This window comes from Paenibacillus macerans (assembly GCF_050565405.1).
GTDB classification, from domain to species: domain Bacteria; phylum Bacillota; class Bacilli; order Paenibacillales; family Paenibacillaceae; genus Fontibacillus; species Fontibacillus macerans_B.
On sequence record NZ_JBNYYG010000054.1, the window covers coordinates 1 to 16749 of the forward strand.

A 16749-nucleotide genomic window follows, 5' to 3' on the forward strand; every position below is an offset into this window, starting at 1 on the left:
CCCCTACTGTTGTTTCCAGTATACAAAAAGGTACCCATACGCTAAACACTTTTTTTGAAGTGTCCAGTGGATGGGTACCAGTTTAGGTTTAAGCCCTTTTTTATTTCTTCATGAAAGCGCAATATTCGGGAGTTTTTTGAGGGAAAAGCGGGAAGAAAGTGTCTTCCTGATTGGCTATAATGAATCCAAAATAACAAAAGTATTTGCGGGAGGCGTATTATGACATTAAAAGTTGGAATTATCGGATGCGGCGGGATTGCAAACGGCAAGCATATGCCTGCACTTTCAAAGGTTGAAGATGTAGAAATGGTGGCGTTTTGCGATATCATCGTGGAGCGCGCAGAAGAAGCAAAAGAAAAATTCGGTACCAAGGATGCCCAGGTCTTTGATGATTTCAAGAGAATGTTAGCGAATACGGATCTGGATGTTGTTCATGTTTGTACCCCTAACTCTTCTCATGCCGAATTATCCATTGCGGCCATGGAAGCGGGTTGCCACGTGATGTGCGAAAAACCGATGGCGAAAACATCCGAAGAAGCTAGAAGCATGGTTGAAGCGTCCAAGCGCACCGGCAAGAAATTAACGATAGGTTATCAAAACCGGTTCCGGACAGATTCAAGATATTTGCATGAGGTATGTAAAGAAGGCGGACTGGGAGAAATTTATTTCGGGAAAGCGCATGCGGTTCGTCGCCGCGCCGTACCGACTTGGGGCGTTTTCCTGGATGAAGAAGCCCAGGGCGGGGGCCCATTGATTGATATCGGCACGCACGCCTTAGACCTCACCCTTTGGATGATGAATAACTATAAACCTAAATACGTGGTTGGGAAAACCTATCATGCATTATCCCAAACCCCAAATGCCGCCAATGCTTGGGGCCCATGGGATCCCGACAAATTTACCGTCGAAGATTCCGCTTTTGGCTTTATTGTGATGGAAAATGGCGCAACGATCTTTCTGGAATCCAGCTGGGCATTAAATAGTTTGGACGTAAAAGAAGCCAAAACCACGCTGTGCGGTACTAAAGCGGGTGCTGACATGAACAATGGCTTGACTATCAATGGCGAAGATCACAGCTTGCTTTATGAAAAGAAAATCGAATTGCAAACGGGCGGTGTCGCTTTCTATGATGGCTCGGGCGAGAGACCGGAACTTCTCGAAGCGAATTCTTGGATAAATGCCATCCTCAATGATACCGAACCTGTAGTGAGACCGGAAGAGGCCTTGGTGGTTACTGAAATTCTAGAGGCGCTCTATAAATCTTCCAAACTCGGCGAGCCAGTATATCTGTAGGAGGAGATCATTTGAAACCCAAAATATCCCTGCAATTATGGAGCATTCGGGAAGCCTGCGAAGAAAACCTCTATGAGGCTCTAAAAGAGGTGCAAAAAAGCGGCTATGATGGCGTCGAATTTGCCGGCTATTATGGCCATAGCGCTGCCGAAGTGAGAAGCTTCTTGGATGCATTAGGGCTGGAGGTTACCGCTTCGCATATATCTTATGAAGCCCTGCAAAGAAATCTTGAGGAAACGGTGTCCTTCGAGAAGGGAATTGGAAATTCTCGAATCGTTGTTCCTCATGCAACCTTCAAAACCTTCGAAGAATGGAAAACCTTCATTGCCGAGATGGAAGAGATCGCGGAGAAAGTCGCTGAGGAGGGCATAGATTTTTTTTACCATAATCACGCTCATGAATTCACGGAAATTCCCGGCCAAGACATTCTCGATTACATGGTTAAGAATACGAAATATATAAACCTGGAAGTGGACCTTTACTGGCTTGCTGATTCCGGAAAAGATGTATTTCTTTGGTTAAAGGAGCATGAAGACCGCATCGGGCTTTTTCATATGAAAGATATGCAGGAATCCCCTCGGGAAAGCACGGAGATCGGCTCGGGCGTCCTACCGATGAAAGAGTACGTCCAAATGGCTAAACAATGGTCCTTGCCTTGGTTAATTGTGGAACAGGAAGCATTTCAAAGTTATCAGCCTCTGGAAGCAGCCGCGATCGATTTTGGGCAACTGAAGGCGATCGTCGAGGAGGTATATCAATGATACAAGTTACCGTATGGAATGAATTTCGTCATGAGAAAACCAATAAAACAGTCCAGGAAACGTACCCTGAGGGGATTCACGGACAGCTGGAGAAATTCTTATCCGAAGATAACTTTAAGGTAAGGACAGCAACATTAGATGAACCGGAGCACGGGTTGACAGAGAACGTATTAGAGGAAACCGATGTTTTGATTTGGTGGGGACATATGGCCCATGACGAAGTTCTGGATGAAATTGTAGACCGCGTGCATAAACGAGTTCTGGAAGGAATGGGGCTGATTGTACTCCATTCGGGACATTTCTCTAAAATATTCAAAAAATTAATGGGTACTTCTTGCGATTTGAAGTGGCGGGAGGACGGCAAACATTGCCGCATTTGGAATGTCAATCCGAGTCATCCGATTGTGGAGGGGATTGGCGACTGTATCGAATTGGAAAAAGAAGAGATGTATGGCGAACATTTTGATATTCCGGCGCCGGACGAATTAATTTTTGTCAGCGGGTACCCCGGGGGAGAAGTCTTCCGTAGCGGCTGCACCTACCGTCGAGGGAACGGAAAGATCTTCTATTTCCAACCCGGACATGAAACCTATCCGAGTTATTACAACGAAAAGGTGCAAAAGGTTATTAAAAATGGGGTTCGTTGGTGTGCCCCAACCCGGAATCTATATCCAACATATGGCCACTATGAAGCGTGTGAAAAATAGAAAGGAGTACCGTCAATGAAACTGGGCGTATTTACCCCGTTGTTTAACCACTTAAGCTTTGAAGAAATGATTGAGGAAGTTTCAAGAAAAGGATTGCAAACGGTAGAAATCGGTACTGGGGGCTCTCCGGGCAACGCTCATTTAAATATTGACAAATTATTAGGAAGCAGTGATGCAAGAAAAGAATACTTAGCCAAATTAGCCGATAAGGGATTGGAGATATCTGCATTAAGCTGCCATAACAATCCGATTTCTCCGATTCGGGAAGTGGCGTCGGAAGCGGATGAATTACTCCGTAAAACCATTAAGTTGGCAAGTTTAATGAATGTTCCGGTTGTGAATGGTTTCTCCGGCGTATCGGGCGGGAATGCATCGGATACCCAGGTGAATTGGCCTGTATTGCCTTGGCCGACCGAATATGATGACAGCTACAATTATCAATGGGAACAAAAATTGATCCCTTACTGGAAGGAGATTAACGCGGAAGCGGAAGCGGCAGGCGTGAAGGTCGGAATTGAGCTTCATGGCGGCTTCTTGGCCCATACGCCTTATACGATGTTGAAATTGCGGGAAGCGACCGGCAAAGCCATCGGTTGCAATTTGGACCCAAGTCATTTATGGTGGCAAGGAATAGATCCGGTAGCTGCCGTCAAGATTCTTGGAGAAGCCGGTGCGATCCACCATTTCCACGCCAAAGACACCTATTTGGATCAAGACAATATCAATATGCACGGGTTAACGGACATGCAGCCCTACGGAAATGTGAAGACCCGCGCCTGGACTTTCCGCTCGGTTGGCTGCGGCCATGACCTGAAAGTTTGGTCGGATATGATTTCCGCATTGCGGATTTATGGCTATGACTATGTCTTGAGTATTGAGCATGAAGATCCAATTATGTCCATCGACGAAGGATTGACTCGTGCCGTTACCAACTTGAAATCGATCATGATTCATGAACAACCATCAGCAATGTGGTGGGCGTAAAGGAGCAGGAAGGATGTCAATCATTAATTTTGCCGTAATCGGCTATGGCGGTATGGGTTCCTACCATGCCCACAATCTAATACCAACGGAAAGTACTCGAGTTCATGTTGCGGGGACCTATGATATTTCCGGAGAAAGACAGCAAATATCCAAAGGCAAGGGACTGAAGATTTATGCCAGTCTGGAAGAGGTGTTGAACGACGGGAATATCGAAGCTGTTCTGATCGCTACACCAAACGATTCTCATAAAGAAATCGCGATTAAAGCTCTGCAGGCAGGAAAGCATGTGGTTTGCGAAAAGCCCGTGGCGATGAACACGCAAGAATTCGATGAGATTTTGGCGGTTGCCGAAGCGACCGGAAACATCTTTATGGTTCACCAGAATCGTCGTTGGGACCCGGACTTTCTCATCATTCGGCAGTTGTATCAACGAAAAACGATCGGGGATATATTCCAAATCGAATCTCGCGTTCAGGGAGCCAACGGCATTCCGGGAGATTGGCGTCATTTGCAGAAACATGGGGGCGGCATGCTGCTGGATTGGGGGGTCCATTTACTGGATCAACTGCTATGGCTGGTGGACAGTCCGATTAAGAGCGTGCAGGCGGATTTAAGCTATATTCTTGGCGATGAAGTCGATGATGGATTCATGAGCTACATTACCTTTGAAAATGGTGTGAAGGCCTTGATCGAGGTGGGCACGACCAACTATACCAAGCTTCCTCGTTGGTACGTAAAAGGGATTGAAGGAACGGCCAAAATTGACGATTGGGATTTGTCCGGCGAGATCATTGCCGCTACCGGCCGTGAGGATGTCCCGGCTCCGGCGCCTATCCAAGCGGGTGTGGGACTAACCAAAACGATGGCACCTCCTTCGGAAGAGGCAACCGAAAGAATCGCTTTCCCGGAGCCCAAAGCGGATTTTGTTCCCTTTTACCAAAACTTTTATGAGGTCGTTCGCGAAGGCGCGGAGCCTATCGTGAAGAATCATGAAGTTCGTAAAGTCATGAATCTTATAGAAGATATTTTTAAAGCCAGTGTGCATTCGTAACCTGTTTTTTGTTATTTTGCACAAATTTGTTCCCCATCCGTAGCCGAAGGTAATCCGGCGAGTTTATAATGCTTGAAAAGCACCGTGCGAGTACCGCCGGAGGGGAGAGGGAAGCCATGACAGAACAAGATCATTACTATTGGATGGAAGTGGCGATTCGGGAAGCTTACGAGAATGTGAGCCATGCCCAGGGAGGCCCCTTTGGAGCGATTGTCGTTAAGGACGGGCAGATCATCGGGAAGGGGCGGAACGGCGTTACTGCATTGAAGGACCCGACGGCCCATGCCGAGGTACAGGCGATCCGCGAAGCTTGCCGGCATCTCAATGATTTCCAGCTCAAGGACTGCGCGATATATACCAGCTGCGAACCTTGCCCGATGTGCATCGGAGCCATCTACTGGGCTCGTCCGGATGCGGTGTATTATGCCAGCACGAAGGAAGAAGCCGCCGAAATCGGCTTTGATGATCAATTCATCTATGAGGAGATTGCTCAGCCGATGGCACAGCGGTCCATCACGATGAAGCAGCTGCGGACGGATCAAAGTCTGCAGCCGTTTCACACATGGCGTTTATCCAGCGTTAAGATCGAATATTAATTGGCTCCCCATTGCCTTGAAGCTTACCGGGTTATAACGGTTGATGCTTCAAGGTTTTTTTAGGGCAAAAAAGACTTGACTATTTATTGCCCGACGCTATAATAGAAAAAGTGGCCCGATTTTCAGAGCAATTTGAATCGATCGGCTTCAACGTAACGGGACGTAGCTCAGCTTGGTAGAGCACCTGGTTTGGGACCAGGGGGTCGCATGTTCGAATCGTGTCGTCCCGATCCGCAAACAGTCATCCTTATGGGGTGGCTGTTTTTGCTTTGCGATTTACTCCGTCTGCGAAGCTTGCCTCTTTTGAATAAACGCGGTCCCTGTCGGTCACAATAAAGAATAAAGTCCGATAGAAGGGGATAAACGTGAATATCTTCCATATCAAAAAGCACCTGAAAAAAAGATGGAGAAGATGGAGACGCGCCATTTGGACCGTTTGCGCCTGCGGTTTGGTGGCTGTTATGGCCTGGCTGGGTATGCCTTTGTCTGATCAGATGGAGCGTTTGATGACGAACGAGCCGATCGCGATCGAAACGTTGGGCAAATGGCAAGGGGCTGCTCCCGAGGTTACGGAGGAATGGCTGGTTGACCTGGAAAAAGACAAGCGCACGCGCATCGTCCATCTCACTAAAATATATACTTGCGGCGAAGAAAGCAGCGTACTGGGCATCATGCGGCCGGATGAGATTGCCGCATTAATGAAGGAACATCCCGAATATGAGGGGCGGCTCGGCGCAGGCGGCGACGTATGGATCGACGAAAGAATCAACGGCCTGTCCGATATATGCAAAACAAGAGGTTACATCGGCCTGGACAGGGATGGCAACTTAACCTTGTTTGACGGGCCGCCGAAGAAGGAGAAGGTGATTCGCACCTTTTTTCAAATGGACGTAGAAATGATGGAGAGCGCGCTGCCGGCGGACGTGCTTAAGCAGCTCCAGCAGGGAATCCGGATTCAAGATGTCGAGGAATACAATAGCGTATTGTCCACCTTTAGCGACTACGCCATCGAGCAGTCGGAACGAGTGATGCAGCAGAATGAAGGACAATAACATGTTGTTAAGCAAGGGACGTTACAGGGTAACGTCTCTTTTTGCGTGCGAACCGGACGGATGGACGGCAAGCAAACTTTTTCCTCAATCGTCGCGATCTTTTGATATAATAAAGTGAATACATATGTTCGCTTTGAAACCGGACGAAGCTCCTTGCGGGATCAGACGGGAGCTTAGCAGCAATTGGGGAGAGATGGGCCTTGCGCATACTTGGAATTGACCCCGGCATCGCCATTGTCGGGTTTGGATTTGTCGATAAACAGGGCAGCAAAGTAACGCCCGTGCAGTATGGATGTATTCAGACCGAAGCCCATACGCCGGAAGAAGAGCGGCTTCTGCACGTCTACGAAGGCATGGTGCAGCTGATCGATAAATATAAACCGGACGCGGTGGCATTGGAGAAGCTGTTTTTTAACCGAAATGTAACGACGGCCATGTCGGTAGGACAAGCGAGGGGAGTACTCGTACTGGCAGCGGTGCAGAAAGGGCTGCCCGTGTCGGAATATACGCCGATGCAGGTGAAGCAGGCCATCGTAGGGTACGGCAAAGCCGAAAAACGGCAGGTGCAGGAAATGACGCGGATGTTCCTTAAGCTGCAGGCGATACCGAAGCCCGACGACGTGGCTGACGCGCTAGCGGTAGCGATCTGCCATGCGCACTCCTATACATTAAATTCTAAATTAAACGAGGTATTGCGTTCATGATCGATTTTTTGCGGGGCCAAGTCGCCCATATGGAAACGGAATATGTAGTGTTGGATGTGCAGGGGATCGGCTATCGGGTGTTCTGCCCGAATCCGTATGCCTTTGCGGCAAAGGGCCAGGAGACCGTGACCATTTATACCCACCATCATGTGCGCGAGGATGCGATCCTGCTGTTCGGATTCCCGACCCGCGAGGAGCAAAAGCTGTTCCGGAAACTCATTGAAGTCTCCGGGATCGGACCGCGCGTGGCGCTGGGGATTTTAAGCGGGGGCAGTCCGGATCACGTGGTGGCGGCTATTCATCAGGAGAATATCGCCTTTTTGACCAAGTTGCCAGGGATCGGCAAGAAGACGGCGCAGCGCATGATCCTGGACCTGAAGGACAAGCTCGAAGGCGTAGGAGGAGCGACTCTCTTCGATCCGGTGCCTGTCGGGGCCGAGGAGTCGGGAACATTGAACCCGGGGTGGCCCGAGGCGCGGGAAGGACTCAAAGCGCTTGGCTATACCGAGGCGGAGCTCGATAGAGTGTGGCATCGCCTGAAGGATGACGTCGGACCGGACGAGGCGGTGGACTCCGTCATGAAGAAGGCGCTCAAGCTGCTGTATGCAGGCTGAGACGGAAGGACAGGAAGGGGAGCTTAGCGCATGATGGAAGACCGGATCATCTCCGCTAATTTGATGATGGAAGACCAGGCCGTGGAACTGAGTCTGCGTCCCCGCTATTTGGCGGAATACATCGGACAGAACCAGATCAAGGAAAATCTGAAAATATATATCGAAGCGGCGAAGATGCGCAACGAAGCTCTGGATCATGTGTTGTTATACGGGCCTCCGGGATTGGGCAAAACGACGCTGGCCAATATTATCGCTAACGAGCTTGGCGTCAATATGCGAACGACGTCGGGACCGGCGATAGAACGCCCGGGCGACTTGGCGGCCCTGCTGACGAATTTGCAGGAAGGCGACGTGCTGTTCATCGATGAGATTCATCGGCTGCACCGGACGGTGGAGGAGGTGCTGTATCCGGCGATGGAGGATTTTGCCCTCGATATCATGATCGGCAAAGGGCCCAGCGCCCGTTCGGTCCGGCTCGACCTGCCTCCGTTTACGCTGGTGGGCGCAACGACGCGGGCGGGTCTATTGTCGGCGCCGCTGCGGGACCGGTTCGGCGTCGTCAGCCGGCTGGAGTTTTATACGATCGATGAATTAAGCTTCATCGTCTCGCGTGGAGCGGACATTTTCGGCATCGAAATGATCGGGGACGCGGCCGAAGAGATCGCGCTGCGCTCCCGGGGGACGCCGCGGATCTCCAATCGCCTGTTGAAGCGGGTGCGCGATTACGCTCAGGTGCGCGGCGACGGGATGATCACGACGGATATTGCCAAGGAGGCGCTGCAGATGCTTCAGGTCGATCCGATGGGACTCGACCTGATCGACCATAAAATGCTGCGGGCCATGATTACCAGCTTTCGCGGCGGTCCCGTCGGCCTGGACACGATTGCGGCGACCATCGGCGAGGAAAGTCAAACGATTGAAGACGTGTATGAACCGTATTTGCTGCAAATCGGGTTTTTGCAGCGGACGCCGCGGGGACGGATGGTGACCCCGGCCGCATACCAGCATTTAGGTTTGCCGATGCCGGAGACGCCTTAAGTTTCGTGTTTCCTCGGGGTTGCTTGATGATATTGCTTTGCCGTGAGCATCATGAAGGAGGAGAATCGGGTTTGAAAGGAATCAAACGGGGATTATCGATATCGACGTGGGGCAAAGGAATTCTGGCCGGCTTGCTGCTTGCCGGAACCCTTCAGCTACCTGCGGCTGCGGACGATTCGGATTCGATGCGAGTCCGCGTAGCAATGTATTTGGACTTGGGCAGTACCTATAAATCTACGACGCCGGCAGTGACTCTGAAAACGGAGGCCGCCGCGGAAGCGGGGATGTCCGTAAATGCGTCCTTGGAGCCTTGGTTGCAACTCCCGGCCGGAGATACGGTACGTTTTAGCGTGAGCGGCTTTAAAGTGAAGGCGCTGGAGAGCACGGATTGGAAAACGGCGGCGGCCGCCATCAAAAAACTGCAAGGTACCGCAGACAAACCGGTGGCCTATGCGGTGGACCGGACGGATGGAACGGCCTATCGCATTTATACGGGACCCTATGCCAGCGAAGCGGAGGCGCAAAAGGCGGCGGACCGGGTCGGTCAGACGTTGTCCGCTTCTTACAAAAACGGCGGCAAAGCCGAAGTGCGGGGCTCGTTCTACGTATCGGCCGGCAGTTTTGCCAGCCAGGCCGAAGCGCAGGAACTCAGCCAAACGCTCAACGGGCAAAACGCGGAAGCGTTTGTGGTTATGTCGAGCCCGCAGCAGTTTGCGGTATGGGTCGGCGGTGCCGCGAACGCCTCCGGTCAGACTGCGCTTCAAGCCGAGCTCGCCGGCCTGCATCCGGGGCTGCCCTTAGCTCCGGTTGATGCGGCTGCATCCGCCCTGATCCAGCATCGCGACGTCACGCTTCATCTGGACGCGCCTGCCGCAGTGAACCATTACGAGTTAAGCGGCGAAGGAGCCAAGCTGCTCGTGCGGGATGAAGGCAATGCGCCGATACAGGTCGTAGAGCGCTCGGCCCGGAAATACCGCGGCGATTTTGAAATCAGCAAAGTGAACGGCCAGCTCGCGCTCGTTAATGAGGTGCCTCTGGAGCAGTATTTGTACTCGGTCGTTGCCGGTGAAGTACCGTCATCCTGGCCGCAAGAGGCGCTAAAGGCCCAGGCGGTTGCCGCCCGCAGCTATGCGCTCTACAATTCGGTGTCGAACAAGTTTAAAGTAGCCGGGTTGGTAGATACGACGTTAAGCCAGGTTTACAACGGGACCGACCAAGAGGTGGCCAGCATCGTGCAAGCCGTCGACAATACGGCGGGCGAGGTCATCGTCTCCGGCGGGAATATCGTGGAAGGGATATTCTCGTCCAATAGCGGCGGCGTAACGGCGGATGCGACCGAGGTCTGGAGCAACGCGAACCCGATCTATTCGAGCGTGCCCAGCATGGAGGATCAAGCGGCCCAGGCTTCGTTAAAAGCCTGGTATCACGTATTGTTATCCAACGGCTCCACAGGTTATGTCCGCGAGGACAACACGGCGATGAACGGCACAACGCCGGCAGGTTTGCAGAAGCTGACCGTGACCACCAGCAATGTCTTGGTGCGTAAACTGCCTTTGATTCAATCCGACGTGGACCCGGTGGCCAAGTTGAATCCGGGCGATCAGGCGATCGTGCTCGACAAGGTGGACGAGTCCAGCTCCTATGCGTGGATTCGCGGCCCGTTCAGTTCGGACGAACTGCTTAAGGCCCTGAAAGGGAAAACCGCAACGGAAGCCTCTTCCCCGATTCTGAATCTGGAAGTAACCCGGCGGGGACCATCCGGACGCGTGACCGAAGTTGAGGCCAACGGGCGGATTCTCGATGTGAAATACCCGGATTCGTACCGCTCCGCCTTAAACGGTTTGCCCAGCACCCTATTTGATATTGTTCCGACCGGAAGGTATACTGTACAAGGTGCCGGCGGAAGTACGGCGACGGGAATGGCTGCCTCCAACACGACGGTGTTGTCCGCTGCGGGCAAGATGGCCGCGGGCAGCGGCGACATGGTTGTAATGGGCGGGGATCGGACCGCCCGCGTCATCGAGCCAAGCAATCGATTTGTGTTTGTGGGCCACGGAAACGGCCACGGCTTGGGACTATCCCAATGGGGAGCCAAGGGGATGGCCGACGCCGGGTATGATTACCGGCAAATATTGCAACACTACTACCAAAATGTGACTATCGTTAAGGAATGAATTATAGATGAATGTGGATCTTTACGATTTTGAGCTCCCCGAGGAGCTGATTGCCCAAACTCCGCTGGCCGAGCGTACGGCGTCGCGCCTGCTGACGCTGAACAAGCAAAGCGGAGAAATCGGACATCATACGTTTTCCGATATACTGGATTATCTGCAAGCCGGAGATACGTTGGTGCTGAACGATACGCGAGTGATTCCGGCGAGATTGTTCGGCATGAAGGAAGATACCGGAGCCAAAGCCGAAGTGCTGCTGCTGAAGAGCCTGGGCGAGGATCGCTGGGAGGCGCTGGTCAAGCCGGGCAAAAAGCTGCGAGCCGGAGCCGTGATCGTCTTTAGCGAGGAGTTGCGCGCAACCGTTGAATCGGAAGGCGACATGGGAGGCAGGGTCCTTCGTTTCGCGTACGAGGGTATTTTCAACGAAATCCTTGACCGGTTGGGACAAATGCCGCTACCGCCGTACATCAAAGAAAAACTGGACGACCGCGAGCGGTACCAGACGGTGTATTCCAAACATGAAGGCTCGGCTGCGGCTCCAACCGCGGGTCTTCATTTTACGGAAGACCTGCTCAATCAGGTGCGGGCCAAAGGCGTCAACATTGGATTTGTTACGCTGCATGTGGGTCTGGGCACGTTCCGCCCGATGTCGGTGGAGCGGGTCGAAGATCATGTGATGCACGAGGAATACTACGTGCTGCCGCAAGAAACCGCCGACCTATTGAATGAAACCAAATTCAAGGGAGCGCGGGTGGTCGCCGTCGGTACGACCTCGGCGCGAACGCTCGAGACGGTCGCGCAACAATGCGGGGACGGACCGATCGTAGCAAGCAGCGGCTGGACGGGGATTTTTATTTACCCGGGTTATCGGTTTGGGCTGGTCGATGCGATGCTCACGAATTTCCATTTGCCGAAATCGACGCTCGTCATGCTGGTGAGCGCGCTGGCCGGCCGGGAACACATCATGAAAGCCTATAAGGAAGCGATCGGCCTGAGGTACCGCTTCTTCAGCTTTGGCGATGCCATGTTTATTTATTAAAGAGGTTGTTCAAAAAGTCGTCTTTTGATCACGAAGTAGGACAGGAAGTAGATTCGACGTCGAATCTTGAATTCAGCCGGGACTTCCGTTGCTCACGTAGATCTGTCTACGCCCGCTACTCATTCCCTAGCTTCATCAACCTTCTCGGTGCTGAAGAGCCGACTTTTTGAACACGCATTTAAATGAAGAGGATGGTTGATCAGATTGGCAGCAGCAATAACCTATGAGCACATCAAAACATGTAAACAATCCGGAGCCCGCCTGGGGCGCGTACATACCCCGCACGGCTCGTTCGATACGCCGGTGTTCATGCCGGTCGGCACTCAGGCCACGGTAAAAACGATGAGCCCGGAAGAGCTGAAGGAGATGGATGCGCGGATTATTCTGAGCAATACCTACCACCTCTTTTTGCGTCCGGGCCACGAAATCATCCGCCAAGCGGGCGGACTGCATAAATTCATGAACTGGGACCGCGCGATTCTGACCGACAGCGGCGGATTCCAGGTGTTTTCGCTGAGCGAGATGCGTAAAATCACCGAGGAAGGCGTGCACTTCCGTTCCCATTTGAATGGAGACAAGCTGTTCCTGTCGCCGGAAGTCGCGATGGAAATTCAAAATGCCCTCGGTTCGGATATCATGATGGCGTTTGACGAATGCCCGCCTTATCCGGCGGATTACGAATACGTGAAGAACTCGCTGGAACGCACGACAAGGTGGGCCGAGCGTTGTCTCCAAAGCCATGCCCGTCCCCAGGATCAGGGGTTGTTTGCCATCGTTCAAGGCGGCATGTACGAAGATTTGCGCAAACAAAGCGCGCGGGATTTGACTTCGCTCGATTTCCCGGGGTATGCTATTGGTGGACTGAGTGTGGGCGAGCCTAAGCCGCTTATGTACGAGATGTTGGAGTACACCGTTCCCCTGCTGCCGGCGAATAAGCCGCGTTATTTGATGGGGGTCGGTTCGCCGGATGCGTTGATCGAAGGGGCGATTCGCGGCGTCGATATGTTCGACTGCGTGCTGCCGACCCGGATAGCCCGTAACGGCACGACGATGACCAGCCGAGGCCGGCTCGTGGTACGCAATGCTCAGTATGCCAATGATTTTGGACCGCTGGATCCCGAGTGCGACTGCTATACATGCCGGAATTATTCCAGGGCGTATCTCCGCCATTTAATCAAAGCCGACGAAACGTTTGGACTGCGGTTAACTACATACCATAATCTGCATTTCTTGATTAAGCTGATGGGCAAAGTCCGTCAGGCGATTATGGACGATCGGTTGCTGAGTTTCCGGGATGAGTTTTTTGAACAGTATGGTCTGTTTGGCAATGACAAAGGATTTTAAGGAAAGCCATTCAGTTGAACTTATAGAAAGGGGGGAATTACATGTTTTTTCATTATGCAGCACAACCAACAACTGGCGGTAGCTCGTTAATTACCATGATCATTCCGTTCGTCATCATGATCGCCGTGTTTTACTTTTTGCTGATCCGTCCGCAGAAGAAGAAGCAGAACCAGCGCAATTCGATGCTGAGCGCGCTGAAGAAAGGCGATAAGATCGTCACGATCGGCGGCCTGCACGGGACGATCCTGGAGCTTACGGATGACACGGTCGTGCTTCGCGTTAACGACGTAACCAAGCTGACCTTTGACCGCAGTGCAATTAGCCATGCGATCAAGGAGTCTTCCGAAAGCTAAGCAAAGGAAAGAGCCTGAATCCAGGCTCTTTTTTTATTTTTCGAACGATGCGCATATTCGATTATTTCCGGGTTAGGTTTACTCCGATCATGCCGCCGAAAGCACCGATGGCCAGCCCCGGCAGGATCAGCAGCCAATCGCTAAGTCCCAGGGACGTGTCCATGGCGAGGAAGCTGATTAACAGCAGCAATACGACATATAGAAAACCGGTGATCGCCCCTTGGTACCATCCCTTCTGCTTGGCGCGCCGGCCGGAGACGATTCCCCCGAACAACACGGCGGCCGCATGAACGAGATAGGTGTATAAGGTCAGCTCCAGTTCTTCGAGAACCTCCCCTTGCAGCAGCAACGATAAAATCAATGCGCCGATCATCATCCATAAAAAACCATACCATAAACCGGCAACGGTGGGTTGTGACAGACGAAATCCGAATAAACGGCGGATCAAATGCATCACGGTTGTCCTCCTGTTCTCTTAATTACAACCATTTTATGGTCAAGCTTCCCGGCTTAGTACTCGATATGGCCAATATTTTCAGGCAAAATATTGAAGGCATCCCGCTTTTTAGCCGGCTGTCCGTCCGCATGGAATGAAGACTCGGCGGCTAGAATAGCAATACCATGTTTTCTGCTCGACTTCTAGCTGAGGAGGGATTGCCGTGGCTGAGCACATTTTGACCCACGTCTTCCGGACGGTACTGATGTATTTCCTGGTGTTCGGAGTGATGCGCATTATGGGAAAAAGAGAGATCGGGGAACTGTCAATCTTCGACCTCGTCATCTCGATCATGATCGCTGAAATCGCCGTGTTTGCCCTGGAAGACGTAGAGCGGCCCCTCTATGACGGGATCATCCCCATGCTGACGCTGCTGCTGATCCAAATCGGCATCGCCGTCCTATCCCTGCGCTTCCGCAAGCTGCGGCTGTGGTTTGACGGGGAACCCAGCGTCATTATCCGTAACGGGCAGATCAACCGCAAAGAAATGAAGAGGCAACGTTACAACCTTGACGACCTGTTGATGCAGCTGCGTTCGCAGAAGGTCGACAGCGTGGCCGACGTGGAGTTTGCCGTGCTGGAGACGAGCGGCCAGCTGAGCGTTTTTCCCAAAGAGAAAACGGAGGCTGTAAGAGACGGCGCACAACGGCCGAAGAATAGGGAACTCGCCGTAAACACGGCCATGCCGGGCGTCAAATACGAAGCGCTGCCGCTGCCGCTCATCATGGACGGCAAGGTCAACGACGATAATTTGCGGCAGATCGGGAAAACCCGCTTCTGGTTAAAGAATCAAATCCAGTCCAAAGGCTTATCGGATTTTAAACAGGTATTCTTTTGCAGCATCGACCATAACGGCAAGCTGTACGTGAATGCGAACGAAGATAAATGAAGTAAAGGCCTGCAATGCATTGGCGGAAGATCTAGCGGCGGAACCACTTGCCGAAGAACGGCAGTCGCTTCAGGTCCTGCAGATCGAACAGCCCCATAATCCCGGCGAGCGCCAAATACAGCAATCCGGAAAGCGAGGCGGCCAGCAGGAACTGAAGGCCAAGCTGTGAACTGAACGGGATATGCTTGAAGGCATAGTCGGCTGCGGCGGCCATGATGACCATGGCGGTGCAGACCTTGAGCATATCGAGAAACGGCAGCCGGTAGCGAAGGGCCTTGGAGACGCTATAGCCATGCATGATCGTGACCACGATGAAATTAATGATAATCGCGATGATCGCTCCGTAAATGCCTAAAGCCGGATTCGAGGCAAGGTAAAAGATCAGCGATATTTTGATGATTGCCCCGACCAAGGTATTGATTAATGCCCGCCCTGGTTTATCCAGCGCTTGCAGCGTGGCTTGCAGCGGAGATTGGGCATATAGCAGCAAGGCAAACGGGGCCATGATTTTCAGCATGCCGGCAATATCGGCATTATTGTAGACGAGCCGGCAGATCGGCTCTGCCATGACGAACATAATGGCGGCAAAAGGCGCTCCGGTGACCAAAGCCAAACGCAGCGACTGGTGCAACCGCAGATGGATCGTCTTCACGTCACCGCGGGCTTGGGCTTCGGCCAAGGAAGGCACCAAAGAAACGGCCAGCGACGAGGTCAGCGCACCCGGCAACAGGAGCAGCGGAATGACCATGCCCTGCAACGCGCCGTATTGGGAGGTAGCCACCGCTACCCCGATGCCGGCGATCGCCAGGCTTTGCGCCGTCGTAATCGATTCCAGCAAATACGACAGCGATCCGACCAGCCTGCTGCCCGTGACCGGAAGGGCGATCCGTAAAATCCGCCGCAGTGTCGCTCCAAAGAGATAGGTCGGCGGATCCGTCTGACCGGATGCGTCATTCGAGCCGACTTCGGGGTTATCGCCCGCCTTGCGTTCGCGGCGCTGCAGCAACCGGTATTGCCATAACAGTACGAGCAACCCGACGATTTCGCCGGCGACAACGCCGAGCATCGCCCCGGCCGCGGCATAAGCTATGCCCATGGGCAGCAACAGGTAGGAGAACCATAACACGCAAATGATGCGGGCCACCGTTTCCAGGATGGACGAGACCGCCGAGGGGATCATATCTTGCTTGCCTTGAAAATACCCCCGGTAAACGGAGGATATCGAGACGATCACAACCATCGGGCTCATCGCGATGAACGTATGGTAAACGCGCGGATCCGTCAAGATGTAACGGGTAACCCAAGGCGCCCCGAACAGACAAAGAAAGGTAAACAGAAAGCCGGCGGCCGTCGTAAAGACCAGGCTCGTCCGCAAAACGGACGCCGAGCGTCCGGGCTTGCCCGAGGACTCGGCTTCGGCCACCAGCTTGGCGACGGCAAGAGGGATTCCGCCGGTGATGATCGTAACCAGGACGAGGAAAAAAGGATAGCCGAGCTGATATAGCCCCACGCCCTCGGCCCCGATGACGCGGGGCAGCATGATGCGCGGGATGAAGCCGAGGACCCGGTTTACGATCCCCGCCACCAGCAGGATCATCGTTCCCTGGATGAAGGTTTGCTTATTCAAAGTACGTACTCCCTCTCCATTAGAAATAGC

The 16749-nt window shown here is 52.7% G+C and carries 17 protein-coding genes and 1 tRNA gene; 16 read left to right on the forward strand and 2 right to left on the reverse strand.

All coding sequences use genetic code 11. The features are described 5' to 3' along the window. Positions 1–219: 219 nt before the first annotated feature. The 15 genes from ACQ4N8_RS22605 (at position 220) to yajC (ending at position 13707) form a co-directional block, all read left to right on the forward strand. Positions 220–1293, forward strand: a complete 1074-nt coding sequence (locus ACQ4N8_RS22605; protein WP_430706606.1) for a Gfo/Idh/MocA family protein — start codon at positions 220–222, stop codon at positions 1291–1293. A gap of 11 nt (positions 1294–1304) precedes the next feature. Beyond that, the gene (locus ACQ4N8_RS22610) at positions 1305–2054 is read left to right on the forward strand and encodes a sugar phosphate isomerase/epimerase family protein (RefSeq protein WP_430706607.1); all 750 of its coding nucleotides are present in this window, start codon (positions 1305–1307) and stop codon (positions 2052–2054) included. After that, positions 2051–2761: a ThuA domain-containing protein gene (locus ACQ4N8_RS22615; protein ID WP_430706608.1), complete on the forward strand. Its 711-nt coding sequence runs from the start codon at positions 2051–2053 to the stop codon at positions 2759–2761. The genes ACQ4N8_RS22610 and ACQ4N8_RS22615 overlap by 4 nt, the downstream gene beginning before the upstream one ends. A 15-nt stretch (positions 2762–2776) precedes the next feature. After that, a complete protein-coding gene (locus tag ACQ4N8_RS22620) occupies positions 2777–3745 on the forward strand; it encodes a sugar phosphate isomerase/epimerase family protein (RefSeq protein ID WP_430706609.1) in 969 nt (322 codons plus the stop codon). Between the two features lie 13 nt (positions 3746–3758). Next, on the forward strand, positions 3759–4796 hold the full coding sequence (locus ACQ4N8_RS22625) for a Gfo/Idh/MocA family protein (protein WP_430706635.1): 1038 nt from the start codon (positions 3759–3761) through the stop codon (positions 4794–4796). A gap of 116 nt (positions 4797–4912) precedes the next feature. After that, positions 4913–5392: a nucleoside deaminase gene (locus ACQ4N8_RS22630; protein WP_430706610.1), complete on the forward strand. Its 480-nt coding sequence runs from the start codon at positions 4913–4915 to the stop codon at positions 5390–5392. A 156-nt stretch (positions 5393–5548) separates the two neighbouring features. Next, positions 5549–5622, forward strand: a tRNA-Pro gene (locus ACQ4N8_RS22635). Positions 5623–5757: 135 nt separating this feature from the next. Beyond that, complete coding sequence (locus tag ACQ4N8_RS22640) at positions 5758–6444, forward strand: BofC C-terminal domain-containing protein (protein ID WP_430706611.1); 687 nt, start codon at positions 5758–5760, stop codon at positions 6442–6444. A 200-nt stretch (positions 6445–6644) separates the two neighbouring features. Further along, positions 6645–7148 carry a crossover junction endodeoxyribonuclease RuvC gene (gene ruvC / locus ACQ4N8_RS22645; protein WP_430706612.1) on the forward strand — a complete coding sequence of 168 codons (504 nt, stop codon included), beginning with the start codon at positions 6645–6647 and terminating at the stop codon, positions 7146–7148. Then, a complete protein-coding gene (gene ruvA / locus ACQ4N8_RS22650) occupies positions 7145–7762 on the forward strand; it encodes a Holliday junction branch migration protein RuvA (RefSeq protein WP_430706613.1) in 618 nt (205 codons plus the stop codon). The genes ruvC and ruvA overlap by 4 nt, the downstream gene beginning before the upstream one ends. A 33-nt stretch (positions 7763–7795) precedes the next feature. Continuing rightward, complete coding sequence (gene ruvB, locus ACQ4N8_RS22655) at positions 7796–8800, forward strand: Holliday junction branch migration DNA helicase RuvB (RefSeq protein WP_430706636.1); 1005 nt, start codon at positions 7796–7798, stop codon at positions 8798–8800. An 80-nt stretch (positions 8801–8880) separates the two neighbouring features. Beyond that, entirely contained in the window at positions 8881–10974 is a 2094-nt protein-coding gene (locus ACQ4N8_RS22660) for a SpoIID/LytB domain-containing protein (protein WP_430706637.1), read from the forward strand. Between the two features lie 7 nt (positions 10975–10981). Beyond that, a complete protein-coding gene (queA, locus tag ACQ4N8_RS22665; RefSeq protein ID WP_430706614.1) occupies positions 10982–12010 on the forward strand; it encodes a tRNA preQ1(34) S-adenosylmethionine ribosyltransferase-isomerase QueA in 1029 nt (342 codons plus the stop codon). 204 nt (positions 12011–12214) lie between these two features. Beyond that, positions 12215–13354: a tRNA guanosine(34) transglycosylase Tgt gene (gene tgt / locus ACQ4N8_RS22670; RefSeq protein ID WP_430706615.1), complete on the forward strand. Its 1140-nt coding sequence runs from the start codon at positions 12215–12217 to the stop codon at positions 13352–13354. Positions 13355–13395: 41 nt separating this feature from the next. Next, positions 13396–13707: a preprotein translocase subunit YajC gene (gene yajC, locus ACQ4N8_RS22675; protein ID WP_430706616.1), complete on the forward strand. Its 312-nt coding sequence runs from the start codon at positions 13396–13398 to the stop codon at positions 13705–13707. A 61-nt stretch (positions 13708–13768) separates the two neighbouring features. Here yajC and ACQ4N8_RS22680 read toward each other — a convergent pair whose 3' ends face one another. Beyond that, on the reverse strand, positions 13769–14161 hold the full coding sequence (locus ACQ4N8_RS22680; RefSeq protein WP_430706638.1) for a TIGR04086 family membrane protein: 393 nt from the start codon (positions 14159–14161) through the stop codon (positions 13769–13771). Positions 14162–14366: 205 nt separating this feature from the next. On the opposite strand from ACQ4N8_RS22680, the gene ACQ4N8_RS22685 reads away from it, so the two are divergent. Next, positions 14367–15092 (forward strand): DUF421 domain-containing protein, encoded by a 726-nt coding sequence (locus ACQ4N8_RS22685; RefSeq protein ID WP_430706617.1) that lies wholly within the window; start codon positions 14367–14369, stop codon positions 15090–15092. A 31-nt stretch (positions 15093–15123) separates the two neighbouring features. Here the strand turns inward: ACQ4N8_RS22685 and spoVB are convergent, their stop codons facing one another. Then, positions 15124–16719: a stage V sporulation protein B gene (gene spoVB / locus ACQ4N8_RS22690; protein WP_430706618.1), complete on the reverse strand. Its 1596-nt coding sequence runs from the start codon at positions 16717–16719 to the stop codon at positions 15124–15126. Between the last annotated feature and the right edge of the window lie 30 nt (positions 16720–16749).

Bases quoted from the DNA above. Each gene is read 5' to 3' on its own strand.
- queA (WP_430706614.1), top strand. From the start codon at position 10,982: ATGAATGTGGATCTTTACGATTTTGAGCTCCCCGAGGAGCTGATTGCC.
- ACQ4N8_RS22680 (WP_430706638.1), bottom strand. From the start codon at position 14,161: ATGCATTTGATCCGCCGTTTATTCGGATTTCGTCTGTCACAACCCACC.
- yajC (WP_430706616.1), top strand. From the start codon at position 13,396: ATGTTTTTTCATTATGCAGCACAACCAACAACTGGCGGTAGCTCGTTA.
- ACQ4N8_RS22605 (WP_430706606.1), top strand. From the start codon at position 220: ATGACATTAAAAGTTGGAATTATCGGATGCGGCGGGATTGCAAACGGC.
- ruvA (WP_430706613.1), top strand. From the start codon at position 7,145: ATGATCGATTTTTTGCGGGGCCAAGTCGCCCATATGGAAACGGAATAT.
- ACQ4N8_RS22620 (WP_430706609.1), top strand. From the start codon at position 2,777: ATGAAACTGGGCGTATTTACCCCGTTGTTTAACCACTTAAGCTTTGAA.
- ACQ4N8_RS22630 (WP_430706610.1), top strand. From the start codon at position 4,913: ATGACAGAACAAGATCATTACTATTGGATGGAAGTGGCGATTCGGGAA.
- ACQ4N8_RS22615 (WP_430706608.1), top strand. From the start codon at position 2,051: ATGATACAAGTTACCGTATGGAATGAATTTCGTCATGAGAAAACCAAT.
- ACQ4N8_RS22625 (WP_430706635.1), top strand. From the start codon at position 3,759: ATGTCAATCATTAATTTTGCCGTAATCGGCTATGGCGGTATGGGTTCC.
- ruvB (WP_430706636.1), top strand. From the start codon at position 7,796: ATGGAAGACCGGATCATCTCCGCTAATTTGATGATGGAAGACCAGGCC.